The sequence below is a fragment of the Streptomyces monashensis genome (assembly GCF_001866665.1).
In the GTDB taxonomy this organism is placed as follows: Bacteria; Actinomycetota; Actinomycetes; order Streptomycetales; family Streptomycetaceae; genus Streptomyces; species Streptomyces monashensis.
In genome coordinates this window covers 19,704-39,155 of record NZ_MLYO01000089.1, presented here as the reverse complement: position 1 = coordinate 39,155, position 19,452 = coordinate 19,704, and the positions used below count along the sequence as shown (strand labels likewise).

Genomic DNA, 19,452 nt, shown 5'->3' with positions numbered 1-19,452 from the left:
GGGAACCGTGTTCGACACAGTACTGGTCGCCAACCGGGGCGAGATCGCCGTACGCGTCATCCGTACGCTCCGCTCGCTGGGCGTGCGCTCGGTGGCGGTCTTCTCCGACGCCGACGCGGACGCGCGGCATGTCCGGGAGGCCGACACGGCGGTCCGGATCGGCCCGGCGCCGGCGGCCGAGAGCTATCTGTCGGCGGAGCGCCTGCTGGAGGCGGCCGCCCGCACGGGTGCGCAGGCCGTGCACCCGGGGTACGGCTTCCTCGCCGAGAACGCCGCCTTCGCGCGGGCGTGCGAGGAGGCGGGGCTGGTGTTCATCGGCCCGTCCGCGGACGCGATCGCGCTCATGGGCGACAAGATCCGCGCCAAGGAGACGGTGCGGGCGGCCGGGGTGCCGGTGGTGCCCGGCGGCCGTGATCCCGAACTGGCCGAGGCCGCCCGCGCGTTGGGCGCGCCCGTGCTGCTGAAGCCGTCCGCGGGCGGCGGCGGCAAGGGCATGCGCCTGGTGCGGGACCTGACGGTCCTGGAGGAGGAGATCGCCGCCGCCCGCCGCGAGGCCCGCGCCTCCTTCGGTGACGACACGCTGCTCGTGGAGCGGTGGATCGACCGGCCCCGGCACATCGAGATCCAGGTGCTGGCCGACGGCCACGGGAACGTCGTGCACCTCGGCGAGCGCGAGTGCTCGCTCCAGCGGCGGCACCAGAAGGTCGTCGAGGAGGCGCCGAGCGTGCTCCTCGACGAGGCCACGCGCGCGTCGATGGGCGAGGCGGCCGTGCAGGCGGCCCGCTCCTGCGGGTACCGGGGCGCGGGCACGGTGGAGTTCATCGTGCCCGGCAACGACCCCACCCAGTACTACTTCATGGAGATGAACACCCGCCTCCAGGTGGAGCACCCGGTCACCGAACTGGTCACCGGCCTCGACCTGGTGGAGTGGCAGCTGCGGGTGGCGGCCGGGGAGCGGCTGGGCTTCACGCAGGCGGACGTGACCCTGACCGGTCACGCGGTCGAGGCCCGTATCTGCGCCGAGGACCCCGCCCGCGGCTTCCTCCCCTCCGGCGGCACGGTGCTGCTGCTGGACGAGCCGCGGGGCGACGGCGTCCGCACGGACTCCGGGCTCAGCGCGGGCGCCGAGGTGGGCAGCCTGTACGACCCGATGCTGTCCAAGGTCATCGCCCACGGCCCCGACCGCGCGACGGCGCTGGCAAGGCTCCGGGCGGCCCTCGCGCAGACGGTCACGCTGGGCGTGCCGACCAACGCGGGCTTCCTGCGCCGGCTGCTGGAGCATCCCGCGGTCGTGGCCGGGGAGTTGGACACGGGGCTCGTCGAGCGGGTGGTGGACGAACTGGTCCCCACGCAGGTGCCGGAGGAGGTGTACGAGGCCGCGGCGGCCGTGCGCGCCGCAGCGCTGGAGCCCCGCGCCGAGGGCTGGGTCGACCCCTTCTCGGTGCCGAGCGGCTGGCGCCTGGGCGGCACCCCGAAGCCGCCGGTCTTCCACCTGCGGGTGCAGGACCCGGTGGCGTACACCCCCCGGGGCTCCCACACCGTCACCGGGGACCGGGTGACCGTCACGCTGGACGGCGTCCGGCACGCCTTCCACCGGGCCGGTGACTGGATCGGGCGCGACGGCGACGCCTGGCAGGTGCGCGACCACGACCCGGTCGCCGCGTCCCTGAGCGGGGCCGCGCACGCGGGCGCCGACTCGCTGACCGCGCCGATGCCGGGCACGGTGACGGTGGTGAAGGTCGCCGTCGGCGACGAGGTCGCGGCCGGACAGAGCCTGCTGGTGGTGGAGGCGATGAAGATGGAGCACGTCATCTCCGCCCCGCACGCGGGCACGGTCGCCGAGCTGGACGTGACGCCGGGCACCACGGTCGCCATGGACCAGGTGCTCGCGGTGATCGCACCGCACGAGGAGACCGGGGAGGTGGCGCAGTGACCGCCGAGGGTCTGCCCATGGTCGTACCGGCCTCCGACCTGCCCGCGCGGGTCCGGATCCACGAGGTCGGGGCGCGCGACGGGCTGCAGAACGAGAAGACGGCCGTACCGACCGAGGTGAAGGCGGAGTTCATCCGCCGGCTCGCCGACGCCGGCCTGACGACGATCGAGGCGACGAGCTTCGTGCACCCCAAGTGGGTGCCCCAACTGGCCGACGCCGAGCAGCTGTTCCCGCTGGCCAAGGACGTCCCGGGGGTGGAGCTCCCGGTGCTGGTCCCCAACCAGCGCGGTCTGGAGCGGGCCCTGGCCCTCGGCGCCGAGCGGATCGCCGTGTTCGCGAGCGCCACCGAGTCCTTCGCGAAGGCCAACCTCAACCGCTCGCTGGACGAGTCGCTGGCCGTGTTCGCACCGGTGGTGCGCCGGGCGAAGGACGAGGGCGTGCACGTGCGCGGCTATGTGTCCATGTGCTTCGGCGACCCGTGGGAGGGGGCGGTCCCGCTGCACCAGGTCGCCCGCGTCTGCACGGCCCTGCGGGACATGGGCTGCGACGAGCTGAGCCTCGGCGACACGATCGGCGTGGCCACCCCGGGCCATGTGCTCGAACTTCTCTCCCTGCTGAACGAGGAGGGCGTGCCGACGAACACGATCGGCGTGCACTTCCACGACACCTACGGCCAGGCGCTCGCGAACACCTACGCGGCCCTGGAGCACGGGGTGACCACGGTCGACGCGTCCGCCGGCGGGCTCGGCGGCTGCCCGTACGCCAAGTCGGCCACCGGCAATCTCGCGACCGAGGACCTCGTCTGGATGCTGCACGGCCTCGGCATCGAGACCGGGGTCGACCTCGGCCGTCTCACCGCCACCAGCGTGTGGATGGCCGAACGACTGGGCCGGCCCAGCCCGTCCCGTACCGTCCGCGCTCTCTCCCACAAGGACCAGTGATCAGCATGGACCACCGTCTCAGCCCCGAGCTGGAGGAACTCCGCCGTACGGTGGAGGAGTTCGCGCACGACGTGGTGGCGCCGAAGATCGGCGACTTCTACGAGCGGCACGAGTTCCCGTACGAGATCGTCCGCGAGATGGGCCGCATGGGCCTGTTCGGGCTGCCGTTCCCGGAGGAGTACGGCGGCATGGGCGGCGACTACCTGGCCCTCGGCATCGCGCTGGAGGAGCTGGCGCGGGTCGACTCCTCCGTGGCCATCACCCTGGAGGCGGGAGTCTCGCTGGGCGCCATGCCGCTGCATCTGTTCGGCACGCAGGAGCAGAAGCGCGAGTGGCTCCCCCGGCTGTGTGCGGGCGAGGTCCTGGGCGCCTTCGGCCTGACCGAGCCGGACGGCGGCTCGGACGCCGGGGCGACCCGCACGACGGCCCGCCTGGACGCGGACACGAACGAATGGGTGATCAACGGCACGAAGTGCTTCATCACCAACTCCGGTACGGACATCACGGGCTTGGTGACGGTGACGGCGGTGACGGGCCGCAAACCGGACGGCAAGCCCCTCATCTCCTCGATCATCGTCCCGTCGGGCACGCCGGGCTTCACGGTGGCGGCGCCGTACTCGAAGGTCGGCTGGAACGCCTCGGACACGCGCGAGCTGTCGTTCGCCGACGTCCGGGTCCCGGCGGCCAACCTGCTGGGCGAGGAGGGCCGGGGCTACGCCCAGTTCCTGCGCATCCTGGACGAGGGCCGTATCGCCATCGCGGCGCTCGCGACGGGCCTGGCGCAGGGCTGTGTGGACGAGTCGGTGAAGTACGCGAAGGAGCGCGAGGCGTTCGGCCGCCCGATCGGCGCCAACCAGGCGATCCAGTTCAAGATCGCCGACATGGAGATGAAGGCCCACACGGCCCGCCTGGCCTGGCGCGACGCGGCGAGCCGGCTGGTCGCCGGGGAGCCCTTCAAGAAGGAGGCGGCCCTGGCCAAGCTCTACTCCTCCACCGTCGCGGTGGACAACGCGCGCGACGCGACCCAGATCCACGGCGGCTACGGCTTCATGAACGAGTACCCGGTGGCCCGTATGTGGCGGGACTCCAAGATCCTGGAGATCGGCGAGGGCACGAGCGAGGTCCAGCGGATGCTGATCGCGCGTGAGCTGGGGCTGGTGAGCTAGAGGTACAGGGTGGTCTTCGGCGAATCAGGTGGTTCTCTCGGGGCAGGGCATTGCGTGACGGGCGTGCGGGACGTTGATCAGCGCGTCCGTCATCTGCCTGGAGGTAACCGTGAAAGCCGCGAAGTACGCGACCGGATTGACGCTGGGACTGATGGTGACCGCCACGCTGGTCACCCCGGCCGCGTCCGCCGCGCCGCACTCCGCTCGGGCCGACCGCCTCGTCCTCACCGACTCCGACAACGGCCGCAGCGTGGCCCGGTCGGTCGGTGACGACACCGAGATCCGCCTGAAGGCCTCCCGCGAGCGGGGCCTGACGTACACGTGGAGCATGCCGAGCACGCGCGGCGCCCACGTCCTGACTCGGACCGTCAGCGGCACGACACCGGCCGGTGACGTGTACGCGGTCCTGCACGCGGAAAGCCCGGGCACCAGCACCATCACCGCGGTGCGGCAGTGCCACGCCGGCCCCGGGCACGCGTGCCCCCGTGCCGTCATGCCGTGGAAGGTCACCATCGAGGTGAGCTGAGAGGTGGCGCGGCGTCGGCTTTCAGAACGTGCTGGTGGCGTTGAAGGCCGACGTCGCGCATCGCGAGGTACGGGCCGTTCGGTCGTGGGCGCCGGTCAGCAGGCGACGCAGATCAACACCACGAGGACCGGCGAAGCCGCTGCCGGCAGGCTCTGCCCGATGTCCTCGTAGCCCCACGACCACCAGCACCCAAGCGCAGGGGGGCCGATCACCGTTCCCCTGTCGCTGACCAGGAGTACCGTTCTGATGTCGACGCAGAACGGAGACCAGCATGCCCCCGCGCATTCAGGAGCACGCAGGCGCGCGCATTGCGCACGTGCGCAAAGTCCGCCGGTTGACACAACGTGAGTTGGCGGATCTCTCACACGTCTCGTACAGCACGCTCACCAAGGTCGAGCAGGGCATCATGCCGGCGAGTCCTTCGGTCATCGGAGCGCTCGCCCGTGCCCTGTCGGTGCCGGTCACCGAACTGACCGGGCAGCCCTATCTCGAAGAGTTGCGGCAAGACCAGCTTGACGGCCTGATCAACCCGATTCGCGAGGCTCTGAACATCTACGACCTGGGCCCCGACCCGGACGTTGTCCCGCGCCCGATCGAGGAACTTGAAGCGCACGCGGAGAAACTGTGCGCCATGGTGCGCGCGACGAACATCAAACAAGTCGCCGTCGACCTTCCCGGGCTAATCCACGAGGCCACGACAACGGCTCACACGAACCCTGTCGACCGCAGCTGGCAGTTGCTCGCGAGCACGTACCGGACCGCCTACGACGTGACGACGAAGCTCGGGTTCCCCGACCTGTGCACGGTGGCACTCGACCGGATGGACTGGGCGGCACAGCGGGCGTCCGATCCAGTACTCGGCGGGATGCGTCAGTACCTACGGGCGCTCGCTTACTTCCGGGCCAGCGACTACAAGACGGGTAAGCGCCTGATCAACCTAGGCATGTCCGCACTGGAACAGGCAGAAACGGGACAGGTTTTCGACGTCCTGACCGGACAGTTGCACCTCGGGGCAGCCGTATTGGCGGGACGTGACAAGGACAGAGACGCCGCAGAGGGACACCTCGGCGAAGCAGCGCGTATCGCGGAACGAACGGGCCCAGCCGAGAAGGTTCATTGGCTGTCGTTCGGACCGACCAATGTCGGCGTACACCGCGTGAGCGTGCTGGCGGAACTCGACCTGTACCCAGAGGCCGTCCACGAAGCACAGGAAGTCGCGATTCCAGAGGATTGGCCCCCCTCTCGACTGGCGCACCATCACGCGGAGGTCGCGCGTGCGCAGATGTGGACGGGGCGCACCGATGCGGCGTTCAAGAGCCTCCAGATGGCACGCAAACTCGCACCCCAGCAGACGCGTTACCACCCGACAGTGCGCGAGACGTATGCAGGACTGGAAGCAGCGAAGCGCCGGATGCCCGACACATTCGGCAACTTCGGCGCATGGCTCAACGTGTGACTTAGTGTCAATTAATGGCCGGGGCTATCAGTGACGTCTGATAGTTCCGGCTGTCGCTTGTCGGCACTCTGAGTCAGCACGAAAGACCCCGGCGGCCTGGCAGGGCCCCGGGGCGTGGCTGACGCTGATTAGGAGCGCCAACATGTACGACCTTATCCGCCGTATCGCCGCTTGGCTGTGGCAGGTCTTCAACCCCGGTCCTGGTATGCGCCGGGCAGGTTCCCGCCCCGCCGAACCGGTCCTTGCGCGCAGGCCCGAGGAGCCTCGTACCACCACCCCATGGCCCCCGGCCCACCGCTCCCCGTACGGCCTGAATACGCCACTCGACGGCAGCGCGAACGCGGTCGTCCGCCCCTACCTTCTCGAAGACGAGCACGAGCGGGCACGGCAGAGTCGGCGGCGGCTGACCCTGGTCCTCGCGGCTGACTTCGGTATTGACCTCGACCAACACGTGGTCGGCGCCGAGGCGGTGGCGTGATGGGCGCAACCGTGAAGCGGCCACCAGGGACGGGGAGTGGCGCGGACCCGTCCTGGCTGTCGGCCGAATGCGCGCTCGCCCCGCGGCCCGGCTACGAAGACCTGCACGACGCCTGCCACCAGACGGCGGACGTGCTACTACCCGGCAGTCTCGGCCTGCTGCTGATGCGTCGCTGCCCGTGCGCCTGCCACGCACCGGTTGCGGGAGGTGCACGGTGAACGCCGGTACCCGGCCCCAGCCGGGGGAATCCCGCCTGACGATCCACATCTACCGGCTCGCCCACGATGGCAAGCGCCTCGCACAGTCCAGACAACTTACGGTTGCGGCCACCCCCGACCCGGAACGCCTCGTGGACTCGTTCGCCTGGCCCCCGTGCCGCTGCCCCCGCTGCCGCGCTGAACGGAACTGAAGACTCCCTGCCGAGGCCGGGCTCGTTCACACCATGCCGAGCCCCGGCAGGGTCACTGCACCACCAACCACACGGAGGTAGATGTGACGACCGCGACCATCCCGTTCGGCGCCCGTGCCGAGCGTCAGCCGTACACCATCGACGTGGACGGCTCCACGTTCGCCTACGACCACCAGCGCCAGGTCAACGTCATGGCCGACGGCACCCTTCTCGCACACTCCACCCTGCGGGCGTCGTGCACCAACACCAACTGGGACAGCAAGAACGACGACACGTCCGACCCCTACATGATCCGGTGACCTGTCGGTGACGCAGCAACTTCCAAGCGGCGCTGTACTGGTCGTGGCCGAGGAGATGGACCCCACCGCTGACCTCGTCGTGGACGAGTTGACGCGACGGAAGGTGCCAGTCATGCGGTTCGACATGGGCGACTTTCCCCAGCGGGTAACACTCACCGCCGAACATGACGCGGCCCCCTGGTCCGGCATCCTCGCCGACGCATACCGGTCTGTGCGGCTGGAGGAGGTGAGGGCCGTCTACTACAGGCGGCCCCGCCTTCCCGCCGTCTCCAGCACCGTCCCCGAACCACACCGCACTTGGGCCGACGATCAAGCGTTGGCCGGTCTCCTCGGCGCCCTCTACGCCCTCCCGGTGCTGTGGGTGAACCGCCCCGAGATCGACGGCATCGCCTCTCACAAGCCCGGCCAACTCCCCATCGCCGCAACCCTCGGCCTGCGTACGCCCCGCTCGCTGATCACCACCGACCCCGGCGCGGCGCGCGCGTTCTGCGAGAGCATGGGCGGTCCGGTGATCTGCAAACCGCTCATGGGCGGCCCGTTGCGCTACGCCGACGGCCGCCGCAACGGCGTCCCCACGCACCTGATCGACCCGGCAGAGATCGACGACAGCGTGTCCCTGACCGCCCATCTGTTCCAAGAGTGGATCGACAAGATCCATGAAGTGCGCCTGACGGTCGTGGGGAGCCGGATGTTCGCCGCAGAGATCCACGCCGGCAGCGACGCGGCCCGCATCGACTGGCGCAGCGACTACGACGCGCTCACCTATGAGCCGTGCACAGTTCCGGAGACGGTACGTCGCGGAGTGCTCGGCTGGCTCGACCGCTTCAACCTCAACTTCGGCGCGTTCGACTTCGCAGTCACCCCGCGAGGGGACTGGGTGCTGTTCGAGTGCAACCCGTCGGGTGAGTGGTCGTGGATTCAGAAGACGACCGGGATGTCGATCGCCGCCGCCCTCGCCGAACTCCTCGCGGAAGGCAAAACCTCATGAGCATGATCACGCCCGACACCGACGAGGCCCGGCGCCTGCGCCGCGGCCTCGCCTCCGCTCTCGCGGAGAAGGGAGACCTGACCGATCCGGGATGGAGGAAGGTGTTCGAGAAGGTCCCTCGCCACGTGTTCGTGCCCGAGTTCTGGCTCGGACCGGACCGGCGCCTCACCGCTGCGGATGTCGACTGGCTCAGCCACGTCTACACGGATGACGTTCTCGTGACGCAGATGACCGAGGGCGCGGCAACCTCGTCCTCAACGGCCCCCGGTCTGATGCTCGTCATGCTTCACGCCCTGGACGTCACCGACGGAGCGCGCGTCCTGGAGGTCGCCACCGGCACGGGCTACAACGCGGCGCTTCTCGCCGCCCGGCTCGGGTCCGCGAACGTGACCACGATCGAGGTGGACCCGGAGCTGGCCAAGCTCGCCGAGGAGCGGCTGAATGCCTGCGGCTACACGCCCACCGTCCTCACGGGAGACGGCCGCGCCGGGCACCCGGCAGGCACCCCGTACGACCGGCTGATCGCCACCTGTGGTTTTGCCCAACTGCCATATGCGTGGGTGGAGCAGGTCAGGCCCGGCGGGGTGATCGTGTGCCCGCTCGGATGGGGCACAGTCCGGCTGACCGTCGAAGACGGCGGCACCGCCTCGGGCCGCTTCCTGGCAACGCCCTCGTACTTCATGACCGTACGGTCGAACGGTGAAACGGGCTCAGTCCCATACCCGGGTGACCCGCAGAACCCGGACGAGCGCGCAACGCACCTTGACCCGTCCGCGCCGTTTCGGGACGACGCGTTCCCGTTCCTGCTCTCCCTTGCCGTCCCCGGCACCGCCCAGGCATCCGACCTGGACGACGATCGGCGCGTGATCGGCTGCCGCCTGTGGGCCGCTGACGGCTCATGGGCCCGCGTGGAAGGCGACAGCGTGCGGCAAGCAGGTCCCCGACGGCTCTGGGGCGAAGCAGAGGCGGCCTGGCGGTGGTGGGAGGAGCAGGGACGGCCCGGCCGGGACCGGTTCGGGCTGACCGTAGACCGTGACGGACAGCGGGTGTGGCTCGACTCCACGGACCACCTCCTGCCGGTCGCCGGCTGAGCTGCCCCGCCCGCGCGTTCCCCCGTGACGAACAGGTGGGGCCCCACGGCCGGACCCTCCCCGCACCACAGTGCCGTACGGAACGGTCCCCCTGCTGACGCACCGCCGTGGCCGGTCATCGTGTGCGCTGATCACGGTGACGCCTTCGGCGAGGACGGCTACCACGGCCGTGGCATCGCGCACCCCGCCGTGCTGAACGTGCCGTTCGGCGCGATGCTTCTGGGCCCCGGGGCTACGCTGACGCAGCATGGCCCACGCCCACGGCATTGATTCGAAGCCCGACGCCTCCGTGATCGTCGCCCGAGACGATCACGGACAGATCGCCATCCTGACCGCAGACTTCCCCCGGCATGGAGGCGAGTACCTTTTCCTCCCCGGAGGAAAGGCGGAGCCCGGTGAGACGCCAGAACAGTGTGCCCGCCGCGAACTCCTCGAAGAAGCCGGCATCACCGCCGAGTACTGGCGGCACCTTGGTTCGTACGCCATGACGCTCAATTCCCCCGCCAGAGTGCACCTCTTCGAAGCCACACAACTTACCTGCGGACCCCAGCAACTCATGCCATGGGAAGCGGACTTCAAGCTCATGTGGTGGTCGATGGACAACGCGCTCAAGGCCGTCCGCGAGGGCCGCTTCCTCTTGCAGGGCGGTCCTCTGGCGCTGTTCCTCGCGGGCACAACAGCCGCCGAGCCCTAGACGCGGGTTGCGGTGGGGCCACGTCGGCAGGACTGGCGTCGGCCAGAAGGCCTCCCAGCTGTCGCCGGCGAAGCGGGGCGCCATGCCGGTCATTCCGACTCCGGAGGGTCGGCGTCGTTCCGCTGCCGCTCGCCCCTGCGGGCCTCGGCCACGACGCGACGCCAGGCACGGATCACGTCGGGCACCTGGTCGAGGATGCCCTTGAGGGCAAAGAGGAAGGCGGAGACGACACCCGCCGTCCCCAGAATTCCCAGGACGATCTGTAGATCCACGCTCGGCTGCCTTCCACGGAAGGAGGGGGCCGAACCGAGGGCGAACCACGTGGAGGATGGCAGGTGTCTCAGGCCGACCACCCCGGAAACGGATGATCAACTGAGGCCCTGCCGACGCACAGGCCGTGTGTGCAGTTGTCGCGATTGACGCGGTGTCCTCTACCGACACCGCGCCCGAAAGGGACGTCGGACCCATTCCCGTCGCAGTCGGCAGAGCCGACCGTGCGCACACGACTCTAGCCGTGACCCCTCCGGGCTGTCCGCCGTATCGGGCGATCCCTTTCCAAGCCGGCGCGGCGCCGGGGGCGCCCCCGCCCCCTGGACATCAAGTGAGGTTAGGCTAACCTACCTTCGAACCTGTCCGGCGGGCTCCCCGCCCCGTTCGAAAGCAGTCGTATCCATGTCCCTTGCCCGTGCCACCCACCTCACCCGCCGCGGAATCCTCGCCGCGGGCGGCGCCGTCGGACTCGGTGCCGCGCTCGCCGCCTGCGGGGGCGGGAAGGGGAAAGACAGCGGCTCCGGCAAGGGGACGGCCGCAGGCAGGTCCGGGCCCTGGTCCTTCAAGGACGACCGCGGCACGACCGTGAAGCTGGACAAGGTCCCCGCGAACATCGTCGCGTTCACCGGCGTCGGCGCCGCGCTCCACGACTACGGCGTCCAGGTCAAGGGCGTCTTCGGCCCGACCACGACCAAGGACGGCAAGGCCGACGTCCAGGCCGGCGACATGGACGTCAGCAAGGTGACCGTCCTCGGCAACGCCTGGGGCCAGTTCAACATCGAGAAGTACGCCTCGCTCGCGCCCGACGTGCTGATCTCCACGACGTTCGACAGCGCCGGCACGCTCTGGTACGTCCCCGAGGAGTCCAAGAAGAAGATCGCCCAGCTGGCCCCCAGCGTCGCCGTCTCCGTCTACGACCGCCAGCTGACCACGTCCCTGGAGCGCATGTGGGAGCTGGCCGCGTCGCTCGGCGGTGACATGAAGGCCGCCACGGTGACCGACGCCAGGAAGCGGTTCGAGGCCGCCGCGACCCGGCTGCGCGCCGCCGCCAAGGCCAGGCCCGACATCAAGGTGCTGGCCGGCTCCGCGAGCGACCCGCTCTTCTACGTCTCCGGCACCCACCTCTCCGTCGACCTGGAGTACTTCAAGGCCCTCGGCGTGAACTTCGTCGAGCCGCCGGAGAGCGCGAAGAAGGCGACCGGCGGCTGGTTCGAGTCGCTGAGCTGGGAGAACGTCGACAAGTACCGGGCCGACATCATCATGATGGACGACCGCACCTCGGCGCTCCAGCCCGCCGGCATCACCAAGCCGACCTGGAAGAAGCTGCCCGCGGTGAAGGCGGGCCAGGTCATCGCCCGTTCCCCCGAGCCGATCCTGTCCTACGACAAGTGCGTGCCGCTGCTCACCACACTCGCCGAGGCGCTGGAGAAGGCCAAGAAGGTCAGCTGAGGAGCCCCTTATGACGACGGCCGTAGCCGCCCCGTTCCGTTTCTTCCCCCTGCACGTCGTACGGACCCGGCGGCTCGGGCCGTCGCTCGTCCGTGTCACCTTCGGCGGGAGCGATCTGCACGCCTTCCGCTCCGAGGGGCGGGACCAGTCCCTCTCCCTGTTCCTGCCGCACCCGGGCCAGCCCGAGCCCGTCGTCCCCCTGGACCTCGGATGGGGGTCCCCCCGTTCGAGCGAAGCCGAGAATGGGGGAGGCTGGTGGCAGGCCTGGCGTGAACTGCCGGACGACGTACGGGCCGTGATGCGTTCGTACACACTGCGGTCCCTGCGCCGCGGCCCCGACGAGATCGACATCGACTTCGCCCTGCACACCCCGGCGGGCCCCGCCTCCCGCTGGGCCGCCCGCGCCGGCGCCGGTGACCGGGCCCTGGTGCTCGGCCCGGTCCTCGCCGACAACCGCGCGATCCGCTTCCGGCCGCCCGCCGACACGGACCTGGTCGTGCTGTGGGGCGACGAGACCGCCGTACCCGCCGCGACCGCGATCCTCGAATCCCTCCCGGCCGGCACCCGCGTCCGGGCCTGGCTTCAGGTGCCGGACGCCGGCGACATCCAGGACGTGCGCACCGAGGCGGACGCGGAGATCACGTGGCTCGTACGGCACGACGGGACCCCCATGGCCGTCGACGCCGTACGGGCCGCCGCCCTCCCGTGCGGCGAGCGGACGTACGTGTGGCTCGCGGGCGAGTCCGGCCAGGTCAAGGCGCTGCGACGGTACTTCGTCGGTGAGGGCGGGGTCGACCGGCGGCGGGTGACCTTCGTCGGGTACTGGCGGCAGGGGATGACCGAGGAGCAGTTGCGGGCCGCCGAGTAGGCGCCGCGCCGCCCAGTACCACTCCGCACCGCCCCCCGTGACAGTGATCACGGGTGAGGCATGCCTCGATTTCGAAAACTTAGGTTAGGCTTACCTAAGTTCGATCAGCCCTCGGAGGACCCCACATGCGCTCGCACCTGCTCAATGGCCTCACCGCGGAGCACTACCGCAGCTCCGTGACCGAAGGAGTCGAGCGGGTGGCGGCCAAACTCGCCACCACCGACCGGCCGTTCACCGGCGTCACCGTGGACACCCTCGCCCCCCGCGTCGACGCCATCGACCTGGACCGCCCGCTCGGCAGCGCCACCGCCGTGCTGGACGAGCTGGAGGAGGTGTACCTGCGCGACGCGGTGTACTTCCACCATCCCCGCTACCTCGCCCACCTCAACTGCCCGGTCGTCATCCCGGCGGTGCTCGGCGAGGCCGTGCTCTCCGCGGTCAACTCCTCCCTCGACACCTGGGACCAGTCGGCCGGCGGCACCCTGATCGAGCGCAGGCTCATCGACTGGACGGCCCGGCGGATCGGCCTCGGCCCCGCCGCCGACGGCGTGTTCACCTCCGGCGGCAGCCAGTCCAACCTCCAGGCGCTGCTGCTCGCCCGGGAGGAGGCCAAGAGCCCTTCCCCGGCGAAACTGCGTGTCTTCGCCTCCGAGGTCAGCCACTTCAGCGTGCAGAAGTCCGCCAAACTCCTCGGCCTGGACCCGGACGCGGTCGTCCCCATACCCGTCGACCACGACAAGCGGATGCAGACCGTGGCCCTCGCCCGCGAGCTGGAGCGCTGCGTGCGGGACGGCCTCGTCCCCATGGCCGTCGTCGCCACCGCCGGCACCACCGACTTCGGCTCCATCGACCCGCTGCCCGAGACGGCCGAGCTGTGCGCGCGGTTCGGGACCTGGCTGCACGTCGACGCGGCCTACGGCTGCGGACTGCTCGCCTCCCGCACGTACCGGCACCGCATCGACGGCATCGAGCGCGCCGACTCCGTCACCGTGGACTACCACAAGTCCTTCTTCCAGCCGGTGAGTTCGTCCGCCCTCCTGGTGCGGGACGCGGCCACCCTGCGCCACGCCACCTACCACGCGGAGTACCTCAACCCGCGCCGCATGGTGCAGGAGCGCATACCCAACCAGGTCGACAAGTCCCTGCAGACCACCCGCCGTTTCGACGCCCTGAAGCTGTGGATGACGCTGCGGGTGATGGGCGCCGACGGCATCGGCGAACTCTTCGACGAGGTCTGCGACCTGGCGGCTCGGGGCTGGGAACTGCTGGCCGCCGACCCCCGCTTCGACGTCGTCGTGGCGCCCGCCCTCTCCACCCTCGTCTTCCGCTACATCCCGGCCGCCGTCACCGACCCGGCCGAGATCGACCGCGCCAACCTCCACGCCCGCAGGGCCCTGTTCGCCTCCGGTGACGCCGTCGTCGCGGGCACCAAGGTGGGCGGCCGCCACTACCTGAAGTTCACCCTGCTCAACCCCGAGACGACCACGGCCGACATCGCCGCCGTCCTCGACCTGATCGCCGGCCACGCCGAGCAGTACCTGGGAGACTCCCTTGACCGCGCTTCCTGAAGCCCGCCGCATCCATGACGTCGTGGGGATCGGGCTCGGCCCCTTCAACCTCGGCCTGGCCTGCCTGACCGAGCCGATCGCCGAACTGGACGGCGTCTTCCTGGAGTCCAAGCCGGACTTCGAGTGGCACGCCGGGATGTTCCTGGACGGCGCCCACCTCCAGACGCCGTTCATGTCGGACCTGGTCACCCTCGCCGACCCGACCTCGCCGTACTCCTTCCTCAACTACCTGAAGGAGAAGGGGCGGCTGTACTCGTTCTACATCCGCGAGAACTTCTACCCCCTGCGGGTCGAGTACGACGACTACTGCCGCTGGGCGGCGGGGCGGCTGAGCAGCGTCCGGTTCGGCACGACGGTCACCGAGGTGACGTACGAGGACGAGCTGTACGTCGTCCGCACCGAGCGCGGAGAGACGTACCGCGGCCGGCACCTGGTCCTGGGCACGGGCACGGTCCCCTTCGTCCCCGACGCCTGCCGGGGCCTCGGCGGCGACTTCCTGCACAACGCGCAGTACATGCACCACAAGGCGGAGCTGCGGACGAAGAAGTCCATCACGATCGTCGGCAGCGGCCAGAGCGCGGCCGAGATCTACCACGAGCTGCTCGCCGAGATCGACGTGCACGGCTACGAGCTGAACTGGGTCACCCGCTCCCCGCGCTTCTTCCCGCTGGAGTACACCAAACTGACCCTGGAGATGACGTCCCCGGACTACATCGACTACTTCCGCGCCCTGCCCGAGGAGACCCGCTACCGGCTGGAGAAGCAGCAGAAGGGGCTGTTCAAGGGCATCAACTCGGACCTGATCGACTCGATCTTCGACCTGCTCTACCAGAAGAACGTCGAGAGCGGCGGCCACCCGGTCCCGACCCGGCTGCTCACCAACTCCTCGCTGAACAGCGCCCGTTACGAGGACGGTGCGTACACCCTCGGCTTCCGCCAGGACGAGCAGGGCAAGGACTTCGAGATCCGCTCCGAGGGCCTGGTGCTGGCCACCGGCTACCACTACACGCCGCCCGCCTTCCTCGCCCCCGTGCGCGACCGCCTCCGCTTCGACGGCCACGGCCGCTTCGACGTCGCCCGCAACTACGCCGTCGACACCACCGGCCGCGGCGTCTTCCTCCAGAACGCCGGTGTCCACACCCACAGCATCACCAGCCCCGACCTGGGCATGGGCGCGTACCGCAACAGCTGCATCATCCGCGAGCTGCTCGGCGCCGAGTACTACCCGGTCGAGAAGTCCATCGCCTTCCAGGAGTTCGCCGTATGACGTTTGACTTCCGTACCGTCGACCCGCTCAAGGACGCCGAACTCCTGCACTCCTGGGTCACCCACCCCAAGGCCGCCTTCTGGATGATGCAGGACGCAAGGCTGGAGGACGTCGAGCGGGCGTACACGGAGATCGCGGCCGACCCGCACCACCACGCCCTGCTCGGGATCCAGGACGGCGAACCCGCCTTCCTCATGGAGTACTACGACCCGACGCGCCGTGAACTGGTCGGGCTGTACGAGGCGTTGCCCGGTGACATCGGGATGCACTTCCTCACCCCGCCGGCCGAGACGCCCGTGCACGGGTTCACCAGATCCGTGATCACCGGCGTGGTGGCGCGGCTCTTCGAGGACCCGGCCGTGACGCGCGTCGTCGTGGAGCCGGACGTGCGCAACACGGCCGTGCACACCCTGAACGAGGCCGTCGGGTTCGTGCCCGAACGGGAGATCCAGAAGCCGGAGAAGAAGGCGTTGTTGAGCTTCTGCACGCGTGCGCGGTTCCTCGCGGCGACGGCGGCGACGGAGGTGTCCGCATGAGCCTCGCCGACGCCGTGGCCCACCTCTCCCCCGAGCGCTGGGAGCAGGCCAACCGGCTGCTCATCCGCAAGGCGCTCGCCGAGTTCGCGCACGAGTGCCTGATCACCCCGGAGGCCGACGGTGAGGAGTACGTCGTCCGCAGCGACGACGGGCTCACCTCGTACCGGTTCACCGCCGTGCGCCGCGCCCTCGACCACTGGCAGGTCGACCCCGAGTCGATCACCCGGCACCGGGACGGAGAGCGGCTCCCGCTCGCCGCCCTGGACTTCTTCATCGAGCTGAGGGAGTCCCTGGGCCTCTCCGACGAGATCCTGCCGGTCTACCTGGAGGAGATCTCCTCCACCCTCTCCGGCACCTGCTACAAGCTGACCAAGCCCCGCGTCACCTCCGCGGAGCTGGTCGCGAGCGGTTTCCAGGCGATCGAGACCGGGATGACCGAGGGACACCCGTGCTTCGTCGCGAACAACGGACGGCTCGGGTTCGGCATCCACGAGTACCTGTCGTACGCCCCGGAGACCGCGAGCCCGGTCCGGCTGGTGTGGCTGGCCGCGCACCGCTCGCGGGCCGCGTTCACGGCGGGCGTGGGCATCGGGTACGAGGAGTTCATCCGGCAGGAGCTGGGGGCGGACACCGTCGAGCGGTTCGCGGGGACCCTCGCCGGGCAGGGCCTCGATCCCGCCGACTACCTCCTCATCCCGGTCCACCCCTGGCAGTGGTGGAACAAGCTGTCCGTCACCTTCGCCGCCGAGGTGGCCCGGCGGCACCTGGTCTGCCTCGGGGAGGGCGACGACGAGTACCTGGCCCAGCAGTCGATCCGGACGTTCTTCAACAGCAGCGCCCCGCACAAGCACTATGTGAAGACGGCCCTGTCGGTCATCAACATGGGCTTCATGCGCGGTCTTTCGGCCGCCTACATGGAGGCCACCCCGGCGATCAACGACTGGCTGGCCCAGCTGATCGAGAACGACCCGGTGCTGAAGGCGACGGGCCTGAGCATCATCCGGGAGCGGGCGGCCGTCGGCTACCGGCACCAGGAGTACGAGCGGGCCACCGACCGCTACTCGCCGTACCGCAAGATGCTGGCCGCGCTGTGGCGGGAGAGCCCGGTGCCCTCCCTCGAGGACGGCGAGTCCCTCGCGACCATGGCCTCGCTGCTGCACGTCGACCACGCCGGCGCCTCCTTCGCGGGCGCGCTGATCGAGCGGTCCGGCCTCGCGCCCACCGAGTGGCTGCGGCGGTACCTGCGGGCGTACTACACCCCGCTGCTGCACAGCTTCTACGCCTACGACCTCGTCTTCATGCCGCACGGCGAGAACGTCGTCCTGGTGCTGGAGGACGGCGTCGTCCGGCGGGCGGTCTACAAGGACATCGCCGAGGAGATCGCGGTGATGGACCCGGACGCCGTACTGCCGCCGGAGGTGCGGCGGATCGCGGTCGAGGTCCCCGAGGACAAGAAGCTGCTGTCGATCTTCACCGACGTCTTCGACTGCTTCTTCCGCTTCCTCGCCGCGCACCTGGCCGCCGAGGGGATCCTGGCGGAGGACGGCTTCTGGCGCACGGTCGCCGAGGTCACCCGCGAGTACCAGCACGCGAACCCCGAACTGGCCGACGGGTTCCGGCGGTATGACCTGTTCGCCCCCGAGTTCGCGCGCTCCTGCCTGAACCGGCTGCAGCTGCGCGACAACCGGCAGATGGTGGACCTCGCCGACCCGTCCGGCGCGCTCCAGCTCGTCGGGACCCTGGAGAACCCCATCGCGGGGCTCTGACCGCGGGATCCCGTCGGTGGGACACGGGCACCCCGGAGTACGGTCCTCCGGGGTGCCCGGTCAGCTCAGGCGGCCGGCCACGGGACCTGCGGCGAGCGGTAGTAGCCGATCCCGAGGGCGTCCCAGCGCGGGGCCTGCGCCGCGAGGCGCACCTTGTACGCGTCCCAGTCGTGCGTGACCGCCGGGGACCAGCCCAGCTCGGCCGCGCCCGGAAGCCGCGGGAACGCCATGTAGTCGATGTCGGCGGACGTCTTCAGCGTCTCGGACCACAGGGGTGCCTCCACGCCCCTGACCGCCGAACCCGGCGCACCGGCGAGGTAGTTCCCGGGATCCCAGTCGTACGACCGCCGCACCTCCACCAGGCCCGCCCAGTCGAGGCCCGGCTTGGTGTCCTTGGTGTACTTCATGTCGAGGTAGACCCGGTCGGCCGGGGACAGGATCAGCCCGGTGCCGTTGCGGGCCGCCTGGACGACCTGGTCCTTGTCGGCGGCGCTGGTGCTGTCCAGGCCCCAGTACTGGGCGATCGCGCCCTTGACCGGATGGGCACCGGTGAGCTGGTGCCAGCCGATGACCGTCTTGCCGTACTTTCCGACGAGGGGCTGCACCCGGTCCATGATGGTCACGTAGTCGGCGTGGCTGGTGGAGTGCGCCTCGTCACCGCCGATGTGGAGGTAGCGGCCAGGGGTGAGCGCCGCCAGTTCGCGCAGGACGTCGTCGGCGAAGTCGTACGTCACCTGCTTGGCCGCGCACAGCGAGCTGAAGCCGACCTTGGTGCCCGTGTAGAGCGGGGGCGCCTCGCCGTTGCAGTTGAGCGGGGCGTAGGAGGCGAGGGCCGCGTTGGTGTGGCCGGGCATGTCGATCTCGGGGACGACCTCCAGGTAGCGGGAGGCCGCGTACCGGACGATCTCGCGGTACTCCGCCTTGGTGTAGTAGCCGCCCTTGCCGCCGCCGACCTCGGTGGAGCCGCCGTAGGTCGCGAGGCGCGGCCAGGAGTCTATGGCGATGCGCCAGCCCTGGTCGTCGCTGAGGTGCAGATGCAGCTCGTCGACCTTGTAGAGGGCGAGTTCGTCGATGTAGCGCTCGACCTGGGCCACGGTGAAGAAGTGCCGGGAGACGTCGAGCATGGCGCCGCGGTAGGCGTAGCGGGGGCGGTCGGTGACGGTGCCGCCGGCGATCTGCCAGGGGCCGGGCTGGACGGTCCGCTTCTCCACGGCGGCGGGCAGCAGCTGACGCAGCGTCTGCACCCCGTGGAAGAGCCCGGCGGGGGCGCTCGCGGTGAGGGTGACGCCGTCGGCACCGCTGTGCAGCCGGTAGCCCTCGGCGCCGTAGTCGCCCTTCGCCAGATGGAGCCGGATGCCCGCGGTGCCGGACTCGGTGAGCGGCAGCCGGTAGCCGGTGGAGGGCCGCAGGATGCCGGCGAGGTAGGCGCCGATGCGGCGGACCTCGGGGGTGGCGTCGACCCGGACGGAGGTACCGCGGGCGAGGCGGTACGGGGTGCCGCCCGGCTGGACGGAGGCGGGGGCCGGGATCACCCGGTCGAGCGGGGTGGGGGGCACGGCCGCCCGTGCGGAGGGCGCGGCGCCGAGGGTGAGGACACCGGCCGCCGCCACGAGGAGCAGGGACCCGAACACCCGGGAGGACCCGGGCAGTCGGGGGGTTCGGGGAGTCGTGCTGTGGTTGCGTCTCACATGCGCTCCCTTCCAGAGATGGTCGAGACCACTGTCCCGCAGATCCGGTGAAACCTGTC

Annotated in this window: 18 protein-coding genes; 16 read left to right on the top strand and 2 right to left on the bottom strand. The window is 70.1% G+C overall.

Annotation, left to right across the window (positions count from 1 at the left end; genetic code table 11):
* Positions 1 to 7 precede the first annotated feature (7 nt).
* The 10 genes from BIV23_RS40260 to BIV23_RS40215 all read left to right on the top strand — a co-directional run bounded on the left by BIV23_RS40260 (position 8) and on the right by BIV23_RS40215 (position 9,981).
* Positions 8 to 1,933 (top strand): acetyl/propionyl/methylcrotonyl-CoA carboxylase subunit alpha, encoded by a 1,926-nt coding sequence (locus BIV23_RS40260; RefSeq protein WP_071385960.1) that lies wholly within the window; start codon positions 8 to 10, stop codon positions 1,931 to 1,933.
* Entirely contained in the window at positions 1,930 to 2,874 is a 945-nt protein-coding gene (locus BIV23_RS40255) for a hydroxymethylglutaryl-CoA lyase (protein ID WP_071385959.1), read from the top strand. The genes BIV23_RS40260 and BIV23_RS40255 overlap by 4 nt, the downstream gene beginning before the upstream one ends.
* A gap of 5 nt (positions 2,875 to 2,879) precedes the next feature.
* Positions 2,880 to 4,040: an acyl-CoA dehydrogenase family protein gene (locus tag BIV23_RS40250; RefSeq protein ID WP_071386036.1), complete on the top strand. Its 1,161-nt coding sequence runs from the start codon at positions 2,880 to 2,882 to the stop codon at positions 4,038 to 4,040.
* Positions 4,041 to 4,149: 109 nt separating this feature from the next.
* Positions 4,150 to 4,566, top strand: a complete 417-nt coding sequence (locus BIV23_RS40245) for a hypothetical protein (RefSeq protein WP_071385958.1) — start codon at positions 4,150 to 4,152, stop codon at positions 4,564 to 4,566.
* 271 nt (positions 4,567 to 4,837) lie between these two features.
* Complete coding sequence (locus BIV23_RS40240) at positions 4,838 to 6,022, top strand: helix-turn-helix domain-containing protein (protein WP_071385957.1); 1,185 nt, start codon at positions 4,838 to 4,840, stop codon at positions 6,020 to 6,022.
* Between the two features lie 142 nt (positions 6,023 to 6,164).
* Positions 6,165 to 6,500, top strand: a complete 336-nt coding sequence (locus tag BIV23_RS40235; RefSeq protein ID WP_071385956.1) for a hypothetical protein — start codon at positions 6,165 to 6,167, stop codon at positions 6,498 to 6,500.
* 492 nt (positions 6,501 to 6,992) lie between these two features.
* Positions 6,993 to 7,208, top strand: a complete 216-nt coding sequence (gene tgmA, locus BIV23_RS40230; RefSeq protein ID WP_071385955.1) for a putative ATP-grasp-modified RiPP — start codon at positions 6,993 to 6,995, stop codon at positions 7,206 to 7,208.
* Positions 7,209 to 7,215: 7 nt separating this feature from the next.
* Complete coding sequence (gene tgmB, locus BIV23_RS40225; protein ID WP_281250204.1) at positions 7,216 to 8,196, top strand: ATP-grasp ribosomal peptide maturase; 981 nt, start codon at positions 7,216 to 7,218, stop codon at positions 8,194 to 8,196.
* Positions 8,193 to 9,287: a methyltransferase domain-containing protein gene (locus BIV23_RS40220; protein WP_245790880.1), complete on the top strand. Its 1,095-nt coding sequence runs from the start codon at positions 8,193 to 8,195 to the stop codon at positions 9,285 to 9,287. Before tgmB ends, BIV23_RS40220 begins: the two co-directional genes overlap by 4 nt.
* A gap of 247 nt (positions 9,288 to 9,534) precedes the next feature.
* A complete protein-coding gene (locus BIV23_RS40215; protein ID WP_071385952.1) occupies positions 9,535 to 9,981 on the top strand; it encodes an NUDIX hydrolase in 447 nt (148 codons plus the stop codon).
* A gap of 89 nt (positions 9,982 to 10,070) precedes the next feature.
* Here the strand turns inward: BIV23_RS40215 and BIV23_RS40210 are convergent, their stop codons facing one another.
* Complete coding sequence (locus BIV23_RS40210; RefSeq protein ID WP_071385951.1) at positions 10,071 to 10,253, bottom strand: hypothetical protein; 183 nt, start codon at positions 10,251 to 10,253, stop codon at positions 10,071 to 10,073.
* A gap of 400 nt (positions 10,254 to 10,653) precedes the next feature.
* Between BIV23_RS40210 and BIV23_RS40205 the strand changes: the two genes are divergently transcribed.
* The 6 genes from BIV23_RS40205 (at position 10,654) to BIV23_RS40180 (ending at position 17,705) form a co-directional block, all read left to right on the top strand.
* A complete protein-coding gene (locus tag BIV23_RS40205) occupies positions 10,654 to 11,700 on the top strand; it encodes an ABC transporter substrate-binding protein (RefSeq protein WP_071385950.1) in 1,047 nt (348 codons plus the stop codon).
* A gap of 10 nt (positions 11,701 to 11,710) precedes the next feature.
* Positions 11,711 to 12,568, top strand: coding sequence for a siderophore-interacting protein (locus BIV23_RS40200; RefSeq protein WP_071385949.1), 858 nt, complete (start codon positions 11,711 to 11,713; stop codon positions 12,566 to 12,568).
* 125 nt (positions 12,569 to 12,693) lie between these two features.
* Positions 12,694 to 14,136, top strand: coding sequence for a lysine decarboxylase DesA (gene desA, locus BIV23_RS40195; RefSeq protein WP_071385948.1), 1,443 nt, complete (start codon positions 12,694 to 12,696; stop codon positions 14,134 to 14,136).
* Complete coding sequence (locus BIV23_RS40190) at positions 14,120 to 15,403, top strand: lysine N(6)-hydroxylase/L-ornithine N(5)-oxygenase family protein (RefSeq protein ID WP_071385947.1); 1,284 nt, start codon at positions 14,120 to 14,122, stop codon at positions 15,401 to 15,403. Before desA ends, BIV23_RS40190 begins: the two co-directional genes overlap by 17 nt.
* Complete coding sequence (locus tag BIV23_RS40185) at positions 15,400 to 15,939, top strand: GNAT family N-acetyltransferase (RefSeq protein ID WP_071385946.1); 540 nt, start codon at positions 15,400 to 15,402, stop codon at positions 15,937 to 15,939. The genes BIV23_RS40190 and BIV23_RS40185 overlap by 4 nt, the downstream gene beginning before the upstream one ends.
* Positions 15,936 to 17,705 (top strand): IucA/IucC family protein, encoded by a 1,770-nt coding sequence (locus BIV23_RS40180; protein ID WP_071385945.1) that lies wholly within the window; start codon positions 15,936 to 15,938, stop codon positions 17,703 to 17,705. Before BIV23_RS40185 ends, BIV23_RS40180 begins: the two co-directional genes overlap by 4 nt.
* Before the next feature lie 65 nt (positions 17,706 to 17,770).
* Here the strand turns inward: BIV23_RS40180 and BIV23_RS40175 are convergent, their stop codons facing one another.
* Positions 17,771 to 19,393, bottom strand: coding sequence for a beta-N-acetylhexosaminidase (locus tag BIV23_RS40175; protein WP_071385944.1), 1,623 nt, complete (start codon positions 19,391 to 19,393; stop codon positions 17,771 to 17,773).
* Positions 19,394 to 19,452: the final 59 nt, after the last annotated feature.